The organism is Pedobacter sp. GW821-FHT01D05, assembly GCF_059422505.1.
Genome location: NZ_JBWKXA010000005.1, coordinates 265,410 through 280,656 on the forward strand (window position 1 = coordinate 265,410; position 15,247 = coordinate 280,656).

The 15,247-nt window shown below is 38.1% G+C and carries 13 protein-coding genes; 7 read left to right on the forward strand and 6 right to left on the reverse strand.

What is annotated here, in order from left to right; all coding sequences use genetic code 11:
• Positions 1 to 92: 92 nt before the first annotated feature.
• On the reverse strand, positions 93 to 1,811 hold the full coding sequence (locus tag AC07VK_RS18540) for an FAD/NAD(P)-binding protein (protein ID WP_492962364.1): 1,719 nt from the start codon (positions 1,809 to 1,811) through the stop codon (positions 93 to 95).
• A gap of 429 nt (positions 1,812 to 2,240) precedes the next feature.
• On the opposite strand from AC07VK_RS18540, the gene AC07VK_RS18545 reads away from it, so the two are divergent.
• Positions 2,241 to 2,810, forward strand: a complete 570-nt coding sequence (locus AC07VK_RS18545) for a DUF1543 domain-containing protein (RefSeq protein WP_492962366.1) — start codon at positions 2,241 to 2,243, stop codon at positions 2,808 to 2,810.
• A gap of 5 nt (positions 2,811 to 2,815) precedes the next feature.
• Here the strand turns inward: AC07VK_RS18545 and AC07VK_RS18550 are convergent, their stop codons facing one another.
• The 4 genes from AC07VK_RS18550 to serC form a co-directional block, all read right to left on the reverse strand.
• Complete coding sequence (locus AC07VK_RS18550) at positions 2,816 to 3,607, reverse strand: lacto-N-biose phosphorylase central domain-containing protein (RefSeq protein ID WP_493008053.1); 792 nt, start codon at positions 3,605 to 3,607, stop codon at positions 2,816 to 2,818.
• 181 nt (positions 3,608 to 3,788) lie between these two features.
• On the reverse strand, positions 3,789 to 3,935 hold the full coding sequence (locus AC07VK_RS18555; RefSeq protein ID WP_165456383.1) for a hypothetical protein: 147 nt from the start codon (positions 3,933 to 3,935) through the stop codon (positions 3,789 to 3,791).
• 25 nt (positions 3,936 to 3,960) lie between these two features.
• Positions 3,961 to 5,082: a DUF1015 family protein gene (locus AC07VK_RS18560; protein ID WP_492962368.1), complete on the reverse strand. Its 1,122-nt coding sequence runs from the start codon at positions 5,080 to 5,082 to the stop codon at positions 3,961 to 3,963.
• Positions 5,083 to 5,093: 11 nt separating this feature from the next.
• The gene (gene serC / locus AC07VK_RS18565; protein WP_492962370.1) at positions 5,094 to 6,191 is read right to left on the reverse strand and encodes a 3-phosphoserine/phosphohydroxythreonine transaminase; all 1,098 of its coding nucleotides are present in this window, start codon (positions 6,189 to 6,191) and stop codon (positions 5,094 to 5,096) included.
• A 322-nt stretch (positions 6,192 to 6,513) separates the two neighbouring features.
• On the opposite strand from serC, the gene AC07VK_RS18570 reads away from it, so the two are divergent.
• Entirely contained in the window at positions 6,514 to 6,981 is a 468-nt protein-coding gene (locus tag AC07VK_RS18570; protein WP_057932837.1) for an Lrp/AsnC family transcriptional regulator, read from the forward strand.
• Between the two features lie 135 nt (positions 6,982 to 7,116).
• On the opposite strand, the gene AC07VK_RS18575 is transcribed toward AC07VK_RS18570, so the two are convergent.
• Complete coding sequence (locus tag AC07VK_RS18575; RefSeq protein ID WP_492954740.1) at positions 7,117 to 7,746, reverse strand: DUF4159 domain-containing protein; 630 nt, start codon at positions 7,744 to 7,746, stop codon at positions 7,117 to 7,119.
• 103 nt (positions 7,747 to 7,849) lie between these two features.
• Here AC07VK_RS18575 and AC07VK_RS18580 point away from each other — a divergent pair, with 103 nt between their 5' ends.
• The 5 genes from AC07VK_RS18580 to AC07VK_RS18600 are packed head-to-tail and all read left to right on the forward strand — an operon-like array spanning position 7,850 to position 15,060.
• Positions 7,850 to 8,896: an AAA family ATPase gene (locus AC07VK_RS18580; RefSeq protein WP_492954739.1), complete on the forward strand. Its 1,047-nt coding sequence runs from the start codon at positions 7,850 to 7,852 to the stop codon at positions 8,894 to 8,896.
• Positions 8,896 to 9,783, forward strand: a complete 888-nt coding sequence (locus tag AC07VK_RS18585) for a DUF58 domain-containing protein (RefSeq protein WP_492962372.1) — start codon at positions 8,896 to 8,898, stop codon at positions 9,781 to 9,783. The genes AC07VK_RS18580 and AC07VK_RS18585 overlap by 1 nt, the downstream gene beginning before the upstream one ends.
• A 3-nt stretch (positions 9,784 to 9,786) precedes the next feature.
• Positions 9,787 to 11,154 (forward strand): BatA domain-containing protein, encoded by a 1,368-nt coding sequence (locus tag AC07VK_RS18590; protein ID WP_492962374.1) that lies wholly within the window; start codon positions 9,787 to 9,789, stop codon positions 11,152 to 11,154.
• Complete coding sequence (locus tag AC07VK_RS18595; protein ID WP_492962376.1) at positions 11,141 to 13,273, forward strand: hypothetical protein; 2,133 nt, start codon at positions 11,141 to 11,143, stop codon at positions 13,271 to 13,273. Before AC07VK_RS18590 ends, AC07VK_RS18595 begins: the two co-directional genes overlap by 14 nt.
• Positions 13,274 to 13,275: 2 nt before the next feature.
• Positions 13,276 to 15,060 (forward strand): hypothetical protein, encoded by a 1,785-nt coding sequence (locus AC07VK_RS18600; protein WP_492962378.1) that lies wholly within the window; start codon positions 13,276 to 13,278, stop codon positions 15,058 to 15,060.
• Positions 15,061 to 15,247: the final 187 nt, after the last annotated feature.

The window sequence follows — 15,247 nt, forward strand, 5'->3', positions numbered from 1 at the left end:
ACACTAATTTACTTCACAAGTTAAGCTTACTTTGCTGCAGTATTCGTGTAATCAAAATACATGAAACAACATTTTATATATAGAGAATCTTATTAACTAAAGTTATTCTCCCTTAAAACATGCTTCAACACCGCCTCAGATGCGGCTTCACAGAAATCGATTCCAGAATAATCGGGGTTGTATCCCCCAATGTACGGAACAGCCATAATATAAATTCTTTCATTCGCCTGTCCCGCTTCATTAACCACCTGAAAATGATCGTTGATGGTAATGCCAGGAACAGTTAAAAAGTAAGTATTACCTTTCTTTATCACTAAATCATTATGCTTCATTTCTTCTTTTCCATTATCAGCAGACTCGAACTGCAACATGGCTGGACTAACTGTTCCATTCTTGATTAAACTTTTAAACGGAAAATCATCGAAAGAAAGGTGTGGTTGGCCAACACAATCGATAAAAGTATCGAAGTGAACAGTAACCTTCTTTTCATCTACCGTGTAATGATAATCCGCACCACCTGTTTCTAAGGGTTTAAGTTCTGCATCATCTCCAACAGCAACAATGCTTAACACACCAGCCTCGTTCAGTGCCAATAATTCTCTGCACGAGCTTTGGGGTACAAATGCAATTACAATAGAAATTAAGGGCATTAATACCTTTTGGAGCCGCTCCATATCTTCAGCAGAAAGGTATTTGGCAGGATAATTCATGGCAAAGCTTAAAACGGCTAAAGCTTCTTTCCAATAAATAGATTTTCGCTTTTCTATAGATTTTTCGGCTTCATCGTATTCTTTCTTAAAGAGATCAAATGGTTCCATTTTTTCTCTATAGCCCATCATGGCCGCTACAAATTCCTCGAGATTCATGTTTTTGATCTGCTTATAAAATGCCGGATCTTTTTCGATAAACATCTCTTTAAAATTCTTTTCGAATACAAAATCCAAGGGTAAAAAGCCTCCGTTTTCAGCTATGCTCGCCTGAATTTCGGCTTTGCTTAGCGTTTCTTCCTTTCCTAAATGAGAATCTTCCAGATGAAAACGAATAGCGGGTAACAAACCGCTACGGGAGTGCATTACAATTTTAAAGCCTTTGCTTTCTAAATGATAACGATAGGTTCCGTCCTCATTGTCTTCAAACTTACCATTTTGTCTGGCCAGTGTTCTTAAGGCATCAATAGCAGTTAACGATGATCCCATGATACCAACAGCGTGGTTAAGTTTTAATGCTATTTTTTTAGGTGGGTATGGAGAATCAAAATAATTGGGAATCCTGCCCTCATATTTTTTAGGCCAATTGTGCCCAGTACAGATAATAATATGATCGAAATAGGCCTTGTGATGATCTTTAACGCACACAGTCACTTGATTATCTTTAGAAGAATCGATAATATCCTCTACCACACATTTTAAATGTACATTGGTTTTTATCCCTTTTTTCGCCGCTGCATCTTTAAGCAGATTAAACTGCGCAGATAAGTATTCTCCAAAAAACAATCTGGGCAATACTTTATATTCATTAAATTTCGCTTCGTTGATGTTAAACTTTTTTAAAACCGCTTTAGGTGCTATTTTAACCCAATCTTCTATAGAATTAAAAATGATCGGAATTTCATTATCTGATACATTGGTGATATGTTCTACATTAGCACCTTCGGCACTATAAGGCATACCCGCACCTAAATAATCTTTACGCTCGAAAATGTCTATCTCAAAATTGGCCGCTTTTGATTCTGTTAATCTTTTATACATAAAAAGACCGCTCGGCCCACCACCAATAATGGCAATTCTTTGTTTTGCTGTTTTAGTATCCATTTATAATTCATACAATCTTAAAAAAGGGAAATTGTTTTGTTTTTTTGCCACGGAAAGACAGATGCACTGTTAATCATTTTAATTTGTCATCCTGAGGGGTCAGTTTTAGAAAAAAATAAAGGAGTTGGGATGATAGATTAAGATAAATCGTCATCTCGACCGCAGTGGAGAGATCTTTTAATATAGTAAAAAGATTTCTCCACTGCGCGTTGCTCCCGTCGAGATGACGACCGGTTTTTAGAATCTGTCATTGGCAGCGCAGCGAAGAATCTTTTTTAAATCGAATTCAGAGATCATATTACAGGAAGATTGTTCAACCCTTTAATCTCTGTGCCTTCCTCTCCGTGCCCTTTGTAGTTAAGAGAAAATCACAAATATTAAGAACCAATTCTGCTTATTACTGTTAAAAGAAAAGTCAACAAATTAAATATGGATACACCGCAACCAAAATTATATATGCTTTTATTAGGATCGAAAGCACCGAAAAGAAATGTAGAACAGCACGATTATTTCTTCGGCATTGCCCATTCGCTTAAAGCACTTGTTCCCGAAATTAAAGCATTTTGGCCCGAAGCAGGAAGCAGTATCCATATAGACGGCTGGCGGGAAGTGAAGAAGGTCGACAATTATGAAATCAACATTAAATTAAGAGATAGTAAAACGCCCAATTCTACTGATAAATTGTTTTTCATTAACCTTGGTGGTTACCAATCCAACCAATTATACGAACAACATTATATTGTTTTATCTGTGCATCGTGAACGGGCCAAGGCGATACAGGAGGCCAAGAAAACGGCATTTTTTAAAACCAATTCAATAAAAGGTGCCAATGCCCACATCGATGAAAAGTATGGCATTGATGTAGACGATATTTATAAAATTGAAGATATTTTAAGCGAAGAATCGAAACAAAAATACCATATCGAAATAAAAACATCTTCAGGCGATCTACCTGAAGATGAAATTCATTTGGGTTATCTTAAACTAGATAAACTTTAATGCCGTTATTTTTTCGACAGTTTTTTTAACCACGCCACTACATCAGCAGCCGCTTTATCATTTTCGAAACCCATTTCTTTTGGTAAACGTCCGTTAACATATTCGTCATACAACCATGGGTCGGCAATAGCAATTACGGTTCCTTTACCATATTTAGCCGAGGCGATTACTGTTGCATTAGCTGCATTTTTTAAAACTGGTTTTGCACTATTCTTGGTTTCAATAGCGCAAACATCTTTCATAAATATTTTTTGTGCAGTTTTAAATACAGGGTTATTTTTGGTAGAAATAGCACCGTCTTCAAAATGTTTATCATCAATAACATGATTTTGCATTTCATTGCTAAAGTGCATACCAAATACATTGGCTAGTTTATTAAAGTGAGGCAATTCTACGTTTGCACTATCATTAGCAAACATCACCAATACGCCTCCTTGTTTTACCCATGCAGAAATTTCAGTAATATCTGCCGCCTGTATATAATTTGGTTTTGGGTTTTCTTTTGGCCGGTCAGGATCTACAATTATATATACATCAGTTCCTTTGAGCTTGGCTGCAGTTGGAGCCGTTTCTAAAGAGTCTAACTTAAAGCCTTGTTTCTTAAAGATATTCCCTAAAATAAAGAAATTTCCATAATCGCTTTTGCCCCATAAATAATGAAAACGCTCTACCTCCCCCGCTTTATTCTTTCGGGTTTCGCGATTAAAAAAATAATCTAAGGTAACGGTTTGTGCACTTGCCAGAACAGATGAGCAGATTAAAATAGAAAGTGTGCAAACTCTAAAAAGCATTTTCATAAAATATATCGGGTTAAATTGTAAATATCAATAACCCAAAAGTATAAAATTTAACCATAATCAAATTGCTATAATCAACTGCTATGGGTATAATTAACTGCAAAACTTACTCAACGTAAAGCTAAATTGATTTACCGCAACAAAAAAAATACCGTGCCGCCGTTAAAATCAATATAACAGGTTAGAGCCAATGCAGGTAATCTTGCTCTCCATCATTTTTTTTCTTGTTTACCTTAAGGCGCTTTTTGTACAAAGCCACTAAAAAGAAAGCAATGATCAGAAAGGTAGCCCCTATCTGCGCTATACTTTCTAAATCGAGATCGAACATATCGTTTGTTTTAGAGATTTAACTACTAATTTACCCTTACAGGTTCTCCTTTCGCCGTTATGGCCACCGGGCTACTCGCCATAAACCCCTGCGGGATCTTGGGTTCTATCCATGTAGATTTGGGCGGCAAAAACTCACCCATTTCTGCAGCAGTTATAAATGCATCCGCTGTCATCGGAAAAAGAGAAAAACCAATTGACGTTTCATCCTGATTCAGCGCTGCAAGAAATTGAGACCACTTGCAATCTGGAAAACAAGTTAATCTTCCGTCTTCCTTAGGGTTATTGATACCAAGCGCAGCTGAGAGGATTTTATCTTGTAAAATCACTGTATCAGGCACTGCTGACAATGCCATAGAAGCCTGATTTAAATCCAATTGATACCATTCGCCTTTAAAACAAAGGCCTAACCTATTTTTCTGATCGGGTTTATAAGCTTTGTTATTGGGGATTTTTGAGATATAATAATATGCTTTCAGTTTTTCCATCAACAGTGAATAAGAAATATCTGCCCCCGAAACCACTCTATGAAAGGCACCTATAGAAATTACATCGGCAGAAACAAAAAGCGAACTGATTTGCTGAGACGTGTTTTTCTGTAGCGAACAGGCTGCTTCCAAACGATGATGACCATCGGCAAGGTAAACCGTATCAAGTTTCATAAATTCCGTAACAAATTTTTCAATAACATCTTCTTCCAATACCTGATAAAGAAAATGTTCCATCTGCGACCATTCACTTGCCAAAGGTTTACGCGTATGTACCACAAAATCAATAAGCGCATCTAAGGCTTTGTCTTTTTTATAGACCAATAAGATTGGCGATTTTTGCGTTGCTTTATTTTTACGGTCTATTTTAAGCGATTCTACTTTCGACGATACCGTTTCTTCGTGCCTTTTAATTGCATCAACTGGTGTTTGAGAAAGATCGGTAGCGGCCCAAATGCCCCTCATTACACCAAATTCGCTACGGAACTCATAAACATAAATAGCAGGCCGATCATCCAAAGGACATCCGAACAGATTAAGCAAGTCTTCAAACGAAAGCTGCTCATTTTTGTGCACCTTACCGTGTACCTGATCAGAAATCATCAGATCAAAGATGTCTTTACCTGGCTGTAATGCCTTTAATGGAGAGATTTTTATCATCGTTTAACTGATTATCCGAGTTCAAGAACTGTTTTATCACTGTATATTTTTTCAAAACTGGTCATGGCATTTACCAATACTTCAACACTCGATAATGGGAGTGCATTGTAAAGTGAGGCCCTAAATCCACCAACAGTTCTATAGCCTTTTATGCCTACAATCCCCTGATCTGCCGCAAATTTTAAGAACTCAGTTTCTACTTCTTTATTAATGGCTAAGAAAGTAACGTTCATTCGAGAGCGGTGCTTAACATCGGCTGTACCATAAAAAAGCGGATTCCGATCTATTTCAGCATATAATAATTTTGCCTTTTCTATATTTTTTTGTTCTATTCCATTAACACCACCCTGATCTTTCAGCCACAATAAATTAAGCATGGCCACATAAATAGAAAAAACCGGTGGTGTATTGTACATGCTCATATTATCGCGGAATACCCGATAATCCAACATTGATGGGATTTCTTTTTTTGCCTGATCAAGAAATTCATTTTTAGCGATAACCAGCGTCATTCCTGCTGGGCCCATATTCTTTTGGGCACCTGCATAAATAAGATCAAAATCGGTGATGTTAATTTTTCTGGAAAAAATATCTGATGACATATCGCATATCAACGGCGCACCGGCAGTAGAAAAATCGAATATTTCTGTCCCCTCAATCGTATTATTTGAAGTACAATGTAGGTATGCAGCTTGTTTATCGTTATTAAAATCAACTGGGATATAAGCATAATCTTTATCTTTCGAAGATGCAACTAGTTCTACTTCGCCAAACAATTTGGCCTCTTTAATGGCTTTTTGTGCAAAATAACCGGTATCAAGATAAGCGGCTTTTTTCCCTTCACTCAAAAAATTCATCGGAACCATAGCAAATTGTGTACTGGCCCCACCCTGCAAAAAAAGTACAGCATAATGATCGGGAACAGATAATAACTCGCGCACCAAAAGCTGGGTTTTAAGTACTACATCTTCAAATTCTGGTGATCGATGAGAAACTTCTAAAATAGATAAACCCATCCCTCCCCAATTGATTACGGCCTGAGCAGCTTGTTCCATTACAGATGACGGCAATATGCACGGGCCGGCACCGAAATTGTGTTTTTTATGCATGAGAAAAATAATATGCGGTTAAATTAATTATAGCGTAAAGATCAGTAGTTAAGCAAATTATACCGCAACAACTTAATTTTTTGGTAAAAATTATTTTTTATGGAACACTAAACATCCTAAAATTTGGTTTAGTATACCAGAAAAATAAGCTGGCAGAATATAATTTTTATTTGCACTCCATAATTTTCACTATTATTGTAATTTATACACTAAGTATGTTTTTAAATAACGACAATAAATTATATAAATATACCTTATTTTAACTATTTTTAGGCTGCACAAAAGCGAACAAAAAAGAAACAATTATACACTAAGTATTTACATGCAACCTCAAAAAGTTGATCAGACTGATATCGAAATCCTAAATCTTTTACAACGTGATGGATTATTAACCTATAAAGAAGTTTCGGGAAAGCTTAGAAAAAGCATGACCCACATTGTAGATCGCATTAAAAAACTGCGGTCAAATGGCTATATCAAATCAACAGTTGCCATTGTAGACATCGATAAACTGAGGTCGCATTTTATCGCCTTTCCTCACATTCAACTTACCATACATTCAGAAGATATTGTAAGGGCGTTTAAGGCCGAAATGGAAAAATACCCTGAAGTGATGGAATGTTATCACCTTACCGGACATTTCGATTTTATGCTCAAGGTAGCCATGCCCGATATGGTTTCTTACAACAATTTCCTGAGAGACAATATAGGCGCACTGGCTTATGTAGGAAATATCCAGAGTTTTTTGGTGCTGAATCAATCGAAGGCCGAAACCGCGTATGCACTGTAGGTGTATTGGTTCAATTAAGCGTGGCGGCAGACGTTACCATCTGCTGCTTCCGGATTTAATTAATGAATCGCATAAACCTGTCAAGTGGCAACATCTGACAGCACGAAAAAACAGCCAAATGGAAATTGTCAACTGTTAACTGTTGATCCCCATGGCGTAAAGGATAATATTTACCCCGAACTTGGTATTGTCTTCAGCTAAAAAACGTTTGTTCCTAAAATCGTAATCCCACTCGCAGCCGTAATCTTTATTGCTGTACAATACCCCTATCCTATTGTTAATGGTAATCGCTTTCAGGTAATCGTGCACCAGATCATCACCCCAGCCGTTTAACTCGAAAGAAGTGGTTGGCGGGCCTTTCTCAAACTTGAAGAAAGCGTTGTAGATACCATGGTTATTAGGGATTTTCTTCAAAGCCTGAGAACCAAAAAGGTTGCTCATCTGTGTTTCGAACGAGCGGGCAAATAAACCATCAATATCATGGTTGCAGTCATCCACAAAAACGAAACCGCCGTTATGCACATAGGTTTTAAAATTTACAGCTTCCTGCTGACTAAATTGAACGAGTTTATGCCCACTTAAATAACAGAAAGGATATTTAAATAAATCGCGGCTGCTCAGCTCTACAATTTTCTCTTCTTCATCCAAAGGAATGGTTGTATACTCGAGAAGAGAATTTAAGAGGTTGGATGGCATGCGCTGATCGGTATCCCAATCGCCCGAATTATATTTTAATCTCGCAAATGTAAATTTAGCTCTCTGCATCACCCTAAAATTACCTCCATTTTTTATTATTCTGCTTTTTTATCCTAATTATCGTGTAAATTTTTTGATATTCTTTTCCATTGGGCTAAAACTATCTATCAATATGCCCTATATTGAAGCACAATATCGTTATACTAAAAAATCAACCGTTTTGGAGCGTTCAGAAAGCAACCTAAAAATATTGATCGATAAGATCTCCCTTTTAAAAAGCGAAATACAAAAAGTAATTGTGGGTCAGGATGTGATCATTGAGGAAATGCTGATTGCTTTAATGGCTGGCGGACATTGTTTACTGGAAGGTGTACCAGGTTTAGCAAAAACTTTAATGGTAAGGACCATGTCGCAGGCTTTAGATCTTTCTTTTAGGAGAATCCAGTTTACCCCCGATTTAATGCCTACCGATATTGTGGGCACCGAAATACTGGAAGAAGACCATGTAACGGGAAAACGTTTTTTTAAATTTAACAAAGGCCCATTGTTTGCCAACATTATCCTGGCAGATGAGGTGAACAGAACGCCTCCAAAAACCCAATCGGCACTATTAGAGGCCATGCAGGAATTTGAAGTAACTTATGGCGGACAAACTTATCCTTTAGACCGGCCATTTTTTATTCTGGCTACACAAAACCCGATTGAACAGGCCGGAACCTACCCCTTGCCAGAAGCACAATTAGACCGTTTTCTTTTGTACATCAAAATCGGTTACCCAACGGCAGCCGAAGAAAAACAGATTTTAAGCAGCACCACCGGAAGTAAAAAAGCGGTGATCAACCCGATTATCGGTGCAGAAGAAATCAAAGAACTGCAGGCCATTACCCGCGAAGTAAGCATCAGCGATGATTTAATTACTTATGTAAGTGAAATCATCCGCGCCACACGCCCTGATACTACGACTGTAAATTTTGTAAAAGAATGGGTACGTTGGGGCGCAGGCCCAAGAGCCGGGCAGGCATTGATTTTAACAGCAAAAGCAAGAGCCTTATTTAAAGGCAGGTATGCTGTGATCATGGAGGATTTACAGGCCATGGCTTATCCGGTATTGCGACACCGGGTATTAATGAACTTTAAAGCCGAGGCTGAAAATGTTTCATCAGACAAAGTAACCGACGAATTGATTAAAGCGATTTCGAAACCAAAAGCGAATATTTAATGCAAAAACTGCTCGATCCGAAAATATTGATGGCCATTAAAGACCTCTCCTTATCGGCTAAAATGACGATTGACGGTTTTATGAACGGCATTAATAAAAGTACCGTAAAGGGACCGGGATTGGAGTTTAGTCAATATAGAAGTTACCAGCCTGGCGATGACCTTCGCTCGCTCGATTGGAAAATGTTTGCCCGCTCCGATCGTTATTACATACGCGAATCGGAAGTGGAAACCAATATTGCCGTGCGCATATTAGTAGATGCCAGTGCCTCGATGAACCATCGTGACGGCGATTTTACCAAAATAGATTATGCAAAATATCTTGGTGCCTCACTGGCCTATCTTGCAAATTTACAGGGCGATGCCATTGGTTTATATGTACTGAAAGATTCGGAGATCTTTTCTATGGCCCCAAAGCAGGATTACCAGCATTTGGCCAGGTTGTTTTACCAGTTGGAGCAGATTAATCCTAAAGGAAAATTCACCAAACCCATTCATTATAAAGAATTATTTGCTGGTGCCCAAAAACGTGAACTGCTCATTTTCGTGACAGATCTTTATCAAAGCGATGAAGAGATTATTAAATTGTTGGACACTTTAAATACGCTTCGACACGAAATTGTAGTTTTTCACCTATTATCAAGAAACGAACAGGATCTTGATTTTAAAGGTTATAACACTTTCGAAGACCTGGAAACAGGGGAAACCGTTCAGATTGATCAGGAAAAAGCCAGACAGGACTATAAAAGTAAACTAGCTTCTTATTTAGAAGAAACCAGAGTTAAAATGCTCGACAGAAGAATTTTCTACCGAACCATTTGTACGGACGAGCCTTTAGATCAGGCTTTAAGAGATTTTTTAAAACAAAGAAGTAAACTTAGAATTTAAACCGTGCAATTTTTATATCCCATAGGTTTACTGGCGCTGGCAGGATTAATTATTCCGCTCATTATCCACTTATGGAATGTCAAACAGGGCAAAACCCTTAAGATTGGTAGCATTGCACTGCTTGGCGAAAGCTCGAGGGCAAGCTCAAAAAGCTTTAAAATTAACGACTGGCTATTATTGTTGCTACGCTGCTTGCTTTTGGTACTACTGGTGTTTCTTCTGGCACAGCCTTACTTAAAAAAAAATACTTCAGGCAATAGTAAAAAAGGATGGATTTTGATTGACAAAGCAACTTTTCAACAGGTTTTCATTTCGAATAAAAAGACGATTGATTCATTGCTCAAAAAAGGTTACGAAATCCATGATTTTAATGTGGGTTTTACGCCGTTAACCTTAAAAGATACCGCTGATAATCGAACAACACAGGCCAATAGCCTAAATTATACAGCTTTGCTGAATGCGGCTAATCAAATTGTTCTACCGGGAGCTGAAGTTTATCTTTTTGCCGATCGGCGCTTAAACCGTTTTGGCAATGCACTGCCAACCCTTGGCTATAAACTAAAGTACATTCCGCTAAACCAAACCGATACGCTTAGCAGCTGGATTGCCGGATATGCAGGAAAGAAATATGAAGCAAAATCGAATCCATCCAATACTACTTATAAAGCTTTAAATTCAGGAGGCGATGCACCAATAAACATCGCCATACATGAAGCTTCTGGAATTGCAGATGGCAAATACGTCATTGCTGCATTAAAGGCTATTGGGAGCTTTACGAAGCGAAAAATAATTATTAACCCTGCTTCTGCGAAGGTAGACATCGGCTTTTGGTTAGCAGATGATGCGGTTACATCAGCCTTCAGATCATTAATTGCACAGAATGGAACCCTATTTCAATATGAAAAAGGGAAAGTAGTTACTACACCATCTACTATAAACATTTATGGGCGCCAAATTAAATTGAATAAAAGGATTGTTTCGAACAATCAATCCGAAAAAATTTGGACCGATGGTTTCGGAAATGCAATCTTAGCAAACGAAAAGGTAAACAATCTAAATACATTCCATTTTTATAGCCGCTTTAACCCGCAGTGGAACGAACTGGTTTGGGATGGTGCATTTGTAAAAGCATTGATGCCGATTGTGATCGGCGCAAAAAATTCAACAGACTTTGGCTTTGAAGACAACCCTGCCGATCAGCGGAGATTATCAGTTCAGCAAAAAGAAGTTACCGAGATTTCTAAAACAGAAGCCACAAAAACCACCCAAAACGAGTCGCTTGGAATTACATTCTGGATAGCAGCTTTATTGATTTTTACCGCCGAACGTATTTTATCATTCAGAAAAAAACCGAATTATGTTAAAAACTGAAGGACAAAATTGGATCCGTAACTTAAGGATAAAGTGGGTTAGCTATTATCTGATTAGCACCGTTGCAATTGCTTTGGCCATTGCTTTGGTTTTATCGGTTATTGGCGTTTACCTGCTGCATTTTTCTCCATGGCTTTCTGCAGTTATTTTTCCTGTTATTCTGGGCATTTTCTTATCCATAAAACCCATTTGGAAAACCACCGATCAGGATGTTTCGCGTTTTGTAAACAACCAATATCCCGAACTGGAAGAAAGTGCCGATCTCCTACTGCAAAATCAGGCTGAATTATCGATGTTGCAACAATTGCAACGCAGCAAAATCGAAAATATAATCCCCAACCTGTCGCAGCCAAAAGAACCTGTGAAGAAATTATATTTAGGCTTGGTAATATTACTTGCAGCTTTATTGATCAGTTTTGGAATAACCAAAATCCCTCAGACCAAAAAAGACGGTCTACCTATTCAGGAAACCAAAACATCTGTTCCTAAGGTTAAAGAAAATATTCCGGCAGAAATTTCCGATTTCAGCGCCACCATTATTCCGCCAGCCTATACCGGAAAAGGAGAACGTAAACAAAAACAGTTTACAATTGCTGCCGAAACAGGTGCCAGAATCGACTGGAAAATCGAAACGAACATTGGTACTAAAAACCTGAAAATCATCTTTAACGACAACGAAATTGTTTCGTTAAAAGCCTTAAATGCATCACATACACAATGGAACTATAGCAAAACCGTCAACAAATCAGGCTTTTACCAACTGGACTTGGATGGCAAAAAATCAGATCTGTACCAGATCGAGCTCATTCCTGATTTACCCGTTACGATTAAAATTACACAACCCAAACAGCACACTACTATTGATATCGGTCAGCCGCAAAAGATTAACCTGAACGTATCACTTACAGATGACTATGGCATCAACGACGCCTATATATCGGCAACCATGGCCAGTGGTAAAGGTGAAGGTGTGAGTTTCACCGAGAAAAAACTATTGTTTAATACAAGGTTTGACAACAAAAAGAACCTCACGCTAAGTAAACTGATTGATTTAAAAAGCCTTGGCATGAAACCAGGCGATGAACTTTACTTTTTCATCAAAGCGATGGATAACCACGGTCAATCGAGCCGTTCGGATGTTTATTTTGTTTCGATTGTAGATACTACAGAATTAATGAGTTTAGCAGGAATGACCAATGGCGTTAACCTGGTTCCAGAATATTTCAGGAGCGAAAGACAGATTATTATCGATACCGAGAAACTGTTGAAAGAACAATCGACATTGCCTCTTGCAACTTTTAAAACCCGAAGCAACGATCTGGGTATCGACCAGAAGCTGTTGCGGTTGCGTTACGGACAGTTTTTGGGAGAAGAAAATGAAACTGAAATCGGCGGTGATCATGATGACCACGATGAGCATGCGGAACATAAGGGTGGAGAGGAGAAGTTTGGTGATGTGAGCACCATTATGGACAAATATGCGCACAAACATGATATCGCAGAAGATGCCACCTTCTTCGAACCAGAAATGAAAGCACAGCTAAAGGCCGTTTTAACTGAAATGTGGAATGCAGAACTCCGTTTAAGAACCTATAAACCCCAGGAAGCATTACCCTACGAATATAAAGCGCTCAGATTACTGAAAGATCTACAACAGAAATCGCGGGCTTATGTAGCCAAAACCACCGTAAAAACGGCAGCGTTAAAACCCGAGAAACGTTTAAGTGGCGAGCTAGATAAAATCACGCAGCCTGTGCAAAAAATGTCCTTCGAGCAAAAAGAAAAAAGGACAGCCTCGCTAAAAATAGCGCTTGCAATATTAGAAAGCAGAAAAACAGATAAAAAATTCAGTGATCAAGATCGCTTTTTACTAAGCGAAACAGAAAAATATATGATCGGTGCCGCAGCCGACAATCCTTCGACCTATTTAATTGCCCTAACCAGTTTAAGAAAGCTAAGTACAGGAAATAAATTGATGCTTAAAGAGATTGATCAGGTTCAACAGGCTATACAAAAAATGATCAATACCGAAACAGCAAAACCGCAGACACAAAGCGCTAGTCCAGCCTCGGCCTTGTACCAAAACTATTTTAATAACCTCAACAAAACCGGCAAATAGATATGGAATTTAAATACATCGCTATTCTGCTTGGGGTATTGTTAATGGCCTTTTTTCTCTACAAAGAGGTAAACCGAACAAATCGGGCTAGATTAGTATGGCGAATTTTAGCGAATATCGTTGCCGTGGGCTGTTTTATTCTATTAATTGTACCGATTAGATACAAATCACATGTAAAACAAAATCCTGATGAAATTATTTTACTCACCGATGGTGCAAATCTCGATTCTATTGCAAAACTAAAGGGGAAAAAATATGCGCTCTCCCCGATAGGGTTAAAAAATACGAAGGCTATAAATCTTCCAGATCTCTCCTATTTCTTAAAATCCAATCCCAATATCCGAAAACTGAATATTTATGGTTACGGTTTAAATGCAACCGAATTGGAGCAGCTCAAAGGATACCAGATTACTTTTCATCCTTCGGCAAATCCTGGCGGGATCATTTCTGCCAACTGGCCAGCCAAATTAAAAACCAGCGAACCACTTCAGGTTCAGGGAACTTATCAAAACTCAGGGAGCGAAACGGTTAAACTTTTGTTCAAAGGTTTAGGTAAAGCAGTAGATTCGATCGTTATCGAGGCAAAATCGAATAAATCTTTTTCATTTAAAACGAATCCTAAACAAATAGGAAAAGCCATTTACGAATTAATTGCGCTACAGAAAAAGGATACGGTGGCTAAAGAACCTGTTCCGGTACAAGTGGGCGACCAAGCGCCGATGAAAGTGCTGATTTTAGCCTCTTTTCCCGACTTCGAATATAAATTTTTAAAAAATTGGCTTTACGAAAATCAATATCCATTGGCTTTTAGAACTCAGATCAGTAAAAATAAATTTGCTTTCGATTTCCTTAACATAGATAGCATCAACCTTAATCAGATCAATACATCATCCTTAAAAAAATTCGATATCCTGATCATTGATGAAGAAGAATTAACGGCCATCAGCCCAAGTGAAAGGTCATCAATAAATCTTGCGGTTAATAATGGAATGGGATTATTGATCAGGGCTGCAAATACAAAAGCTTTGACAACACTCAGTGGTAAATTTGGCCGTTTTGAATCTCCTGTTTTAAAAGGCAACCCATTAAATTTAATCGTGATAGAAGATCATCATAAATTTAATCCCTTACCACTTGAACAAGCTGTATTTTTAAGGGCTAATCAAACTGATCAGCCCATTGTTGCCGATGCCAGCGGTAAAATAGTTGTCAATAGCAGCATCAGCGGTTATGGCAAAGTATTAGTCTCTACACTTTCCGCCACCTACAATTGGTTACTTTCAGGGCAAAAAACTGATTATGCAACCTATTGGTCTAAACTTTTGGCCAATGCAGCGAGAAAAAGAAATGATATTCAGTCTGTAAACATCATTCCTCAATTCCCCGTTATTCACCAAAAAACGAGGATTATTGCAGATCTGGCAGCATCAGACAGGGTCCCACAATTAAAAATCGATAGTATTTTACTTAGTCCACGGCAAAACATGGAGCTTCTTTTCCAATGGGATGCTTTCTACTGGCCTCAAAAATCAGGCTGGGCTAATTTAGAAGTAAATCAAGCCGTTGAGCCAGTATATATTTACAAAAAAACCGATTGGAAAGCACTCAAAAACCAACAAAAGCTTGATGGAACCCATCAGTTTATCAAAAACCTGAATACTACGGAAGCCAAAAACAAGTTAACAGATACCATTCTAGAGGAAGAAGTATCACTCTGGTGGTTTTTTGCAGGGTTTCTGCTTGCTGCTGGCTTTTTATGGTACGAATCGAGGATATTGGCTTTTTAAAATCGATTCGTCATCTCGACTGAAGCAAAGCGAAATGGAGAGATCTAATAATAAAACCTCTCAAAACAGATTTCTCCATTTCGCTACTGATGAAAAATCAGCAGCTTCAGTCGAAATGACGAAATTAACTTTACTAAAAACACCTTTTCACAAAAAACAGCTCCTTTTTCAGCTTTGAAACTAAAAT

Excerpts from the sequence above, each read along its gene's own strand:
- AC07VK_RS18540 (WP_492962364.1), bottom strand. The coding sequence starts at position 1,811 with ATGGATACTAAAACAGCAAAACAAAGAATTGCCATTATTGGTGGTGGG.
- AC07VK_RS18545 (WP_492962366.1), top strand. The coding sequence starts at position 2,241 with ATGGATACACCGCAACCAAAATTATATATGCTTTTATTAGGATCGAAA.
- AC07VK_RS18550 (WP_493008053.1), bottom strand. The coding sequence starts at position 3,607 with ATGAAAATGCTTTTTAGAGTTTGCACACTTTCTATTTTAATCTGCTCA.
- AC07VK_RS18555 (WP_165456383.1), bottom strand. The coding sequence starts at position 3,935 with ATGTTCGATCTCGATTTAGAAAGTATAGCGCAGATAGGGGCTACCTTT.
- AC07VK_RS18560 (WP_492962368.1), bottom strand. The coding sequence starts at position 5,082 with ATGATAAAAATCTCTCCATTAAAGGCATTACAGCCAGGTAAAGACATC.
- serC (WP_492962370.1), bottom strand. The coding sequence starts at position 6,191 with ATGCATAAAAAACACAATTTCGGTGCCGGCCCGTGCATATTGCCGTCA.
- AC07VK_RS18570 (WP_057932837.1), top strand. The coding sequence starts at position 6,514 with ATGCAACCTCAAAAAGTTGATCAGACTGATATCGAAATCCTAAATCTT.
- AC07VK_RS18575 (WP_492954740.1), bottom strand. The coding sequence starts at position 7,746 with ATGCAGAGAGCTAAATTTACATTTGCGAGATTAAAATATAATTCGGGC.
- AC07VK_RS18580 (WP_492954739.1), top strand. The coding sequence starts at position 7,850 with ATGCCCTATATTGAAGCACAATATCGTTATACTAAAAAATCAACCGTT.
- AC07VK_RS18585 (WP_492962372.1), top strand. The coding sequence starts at position 8,896 with ATGCAAAAACTGCTCGATCCGAAAATATTGATGGCCATTAAAGACCTC.
- AC07VK_RS18595 (WP_492962376.1), top strand. The coding sequence starts at position 11,141 with ATGTTAAAAACTGAAGGACAAAATTGGATCCGTAACTTAAGGATAAAG.
- AC07VK_RS18600 (WP_492962378.1), top strand. The coding sequence starts at position 13,276 with ATGGAATTTAAATACATCGCTATTCTGCTTGGGGTATTGTTAATGGCC.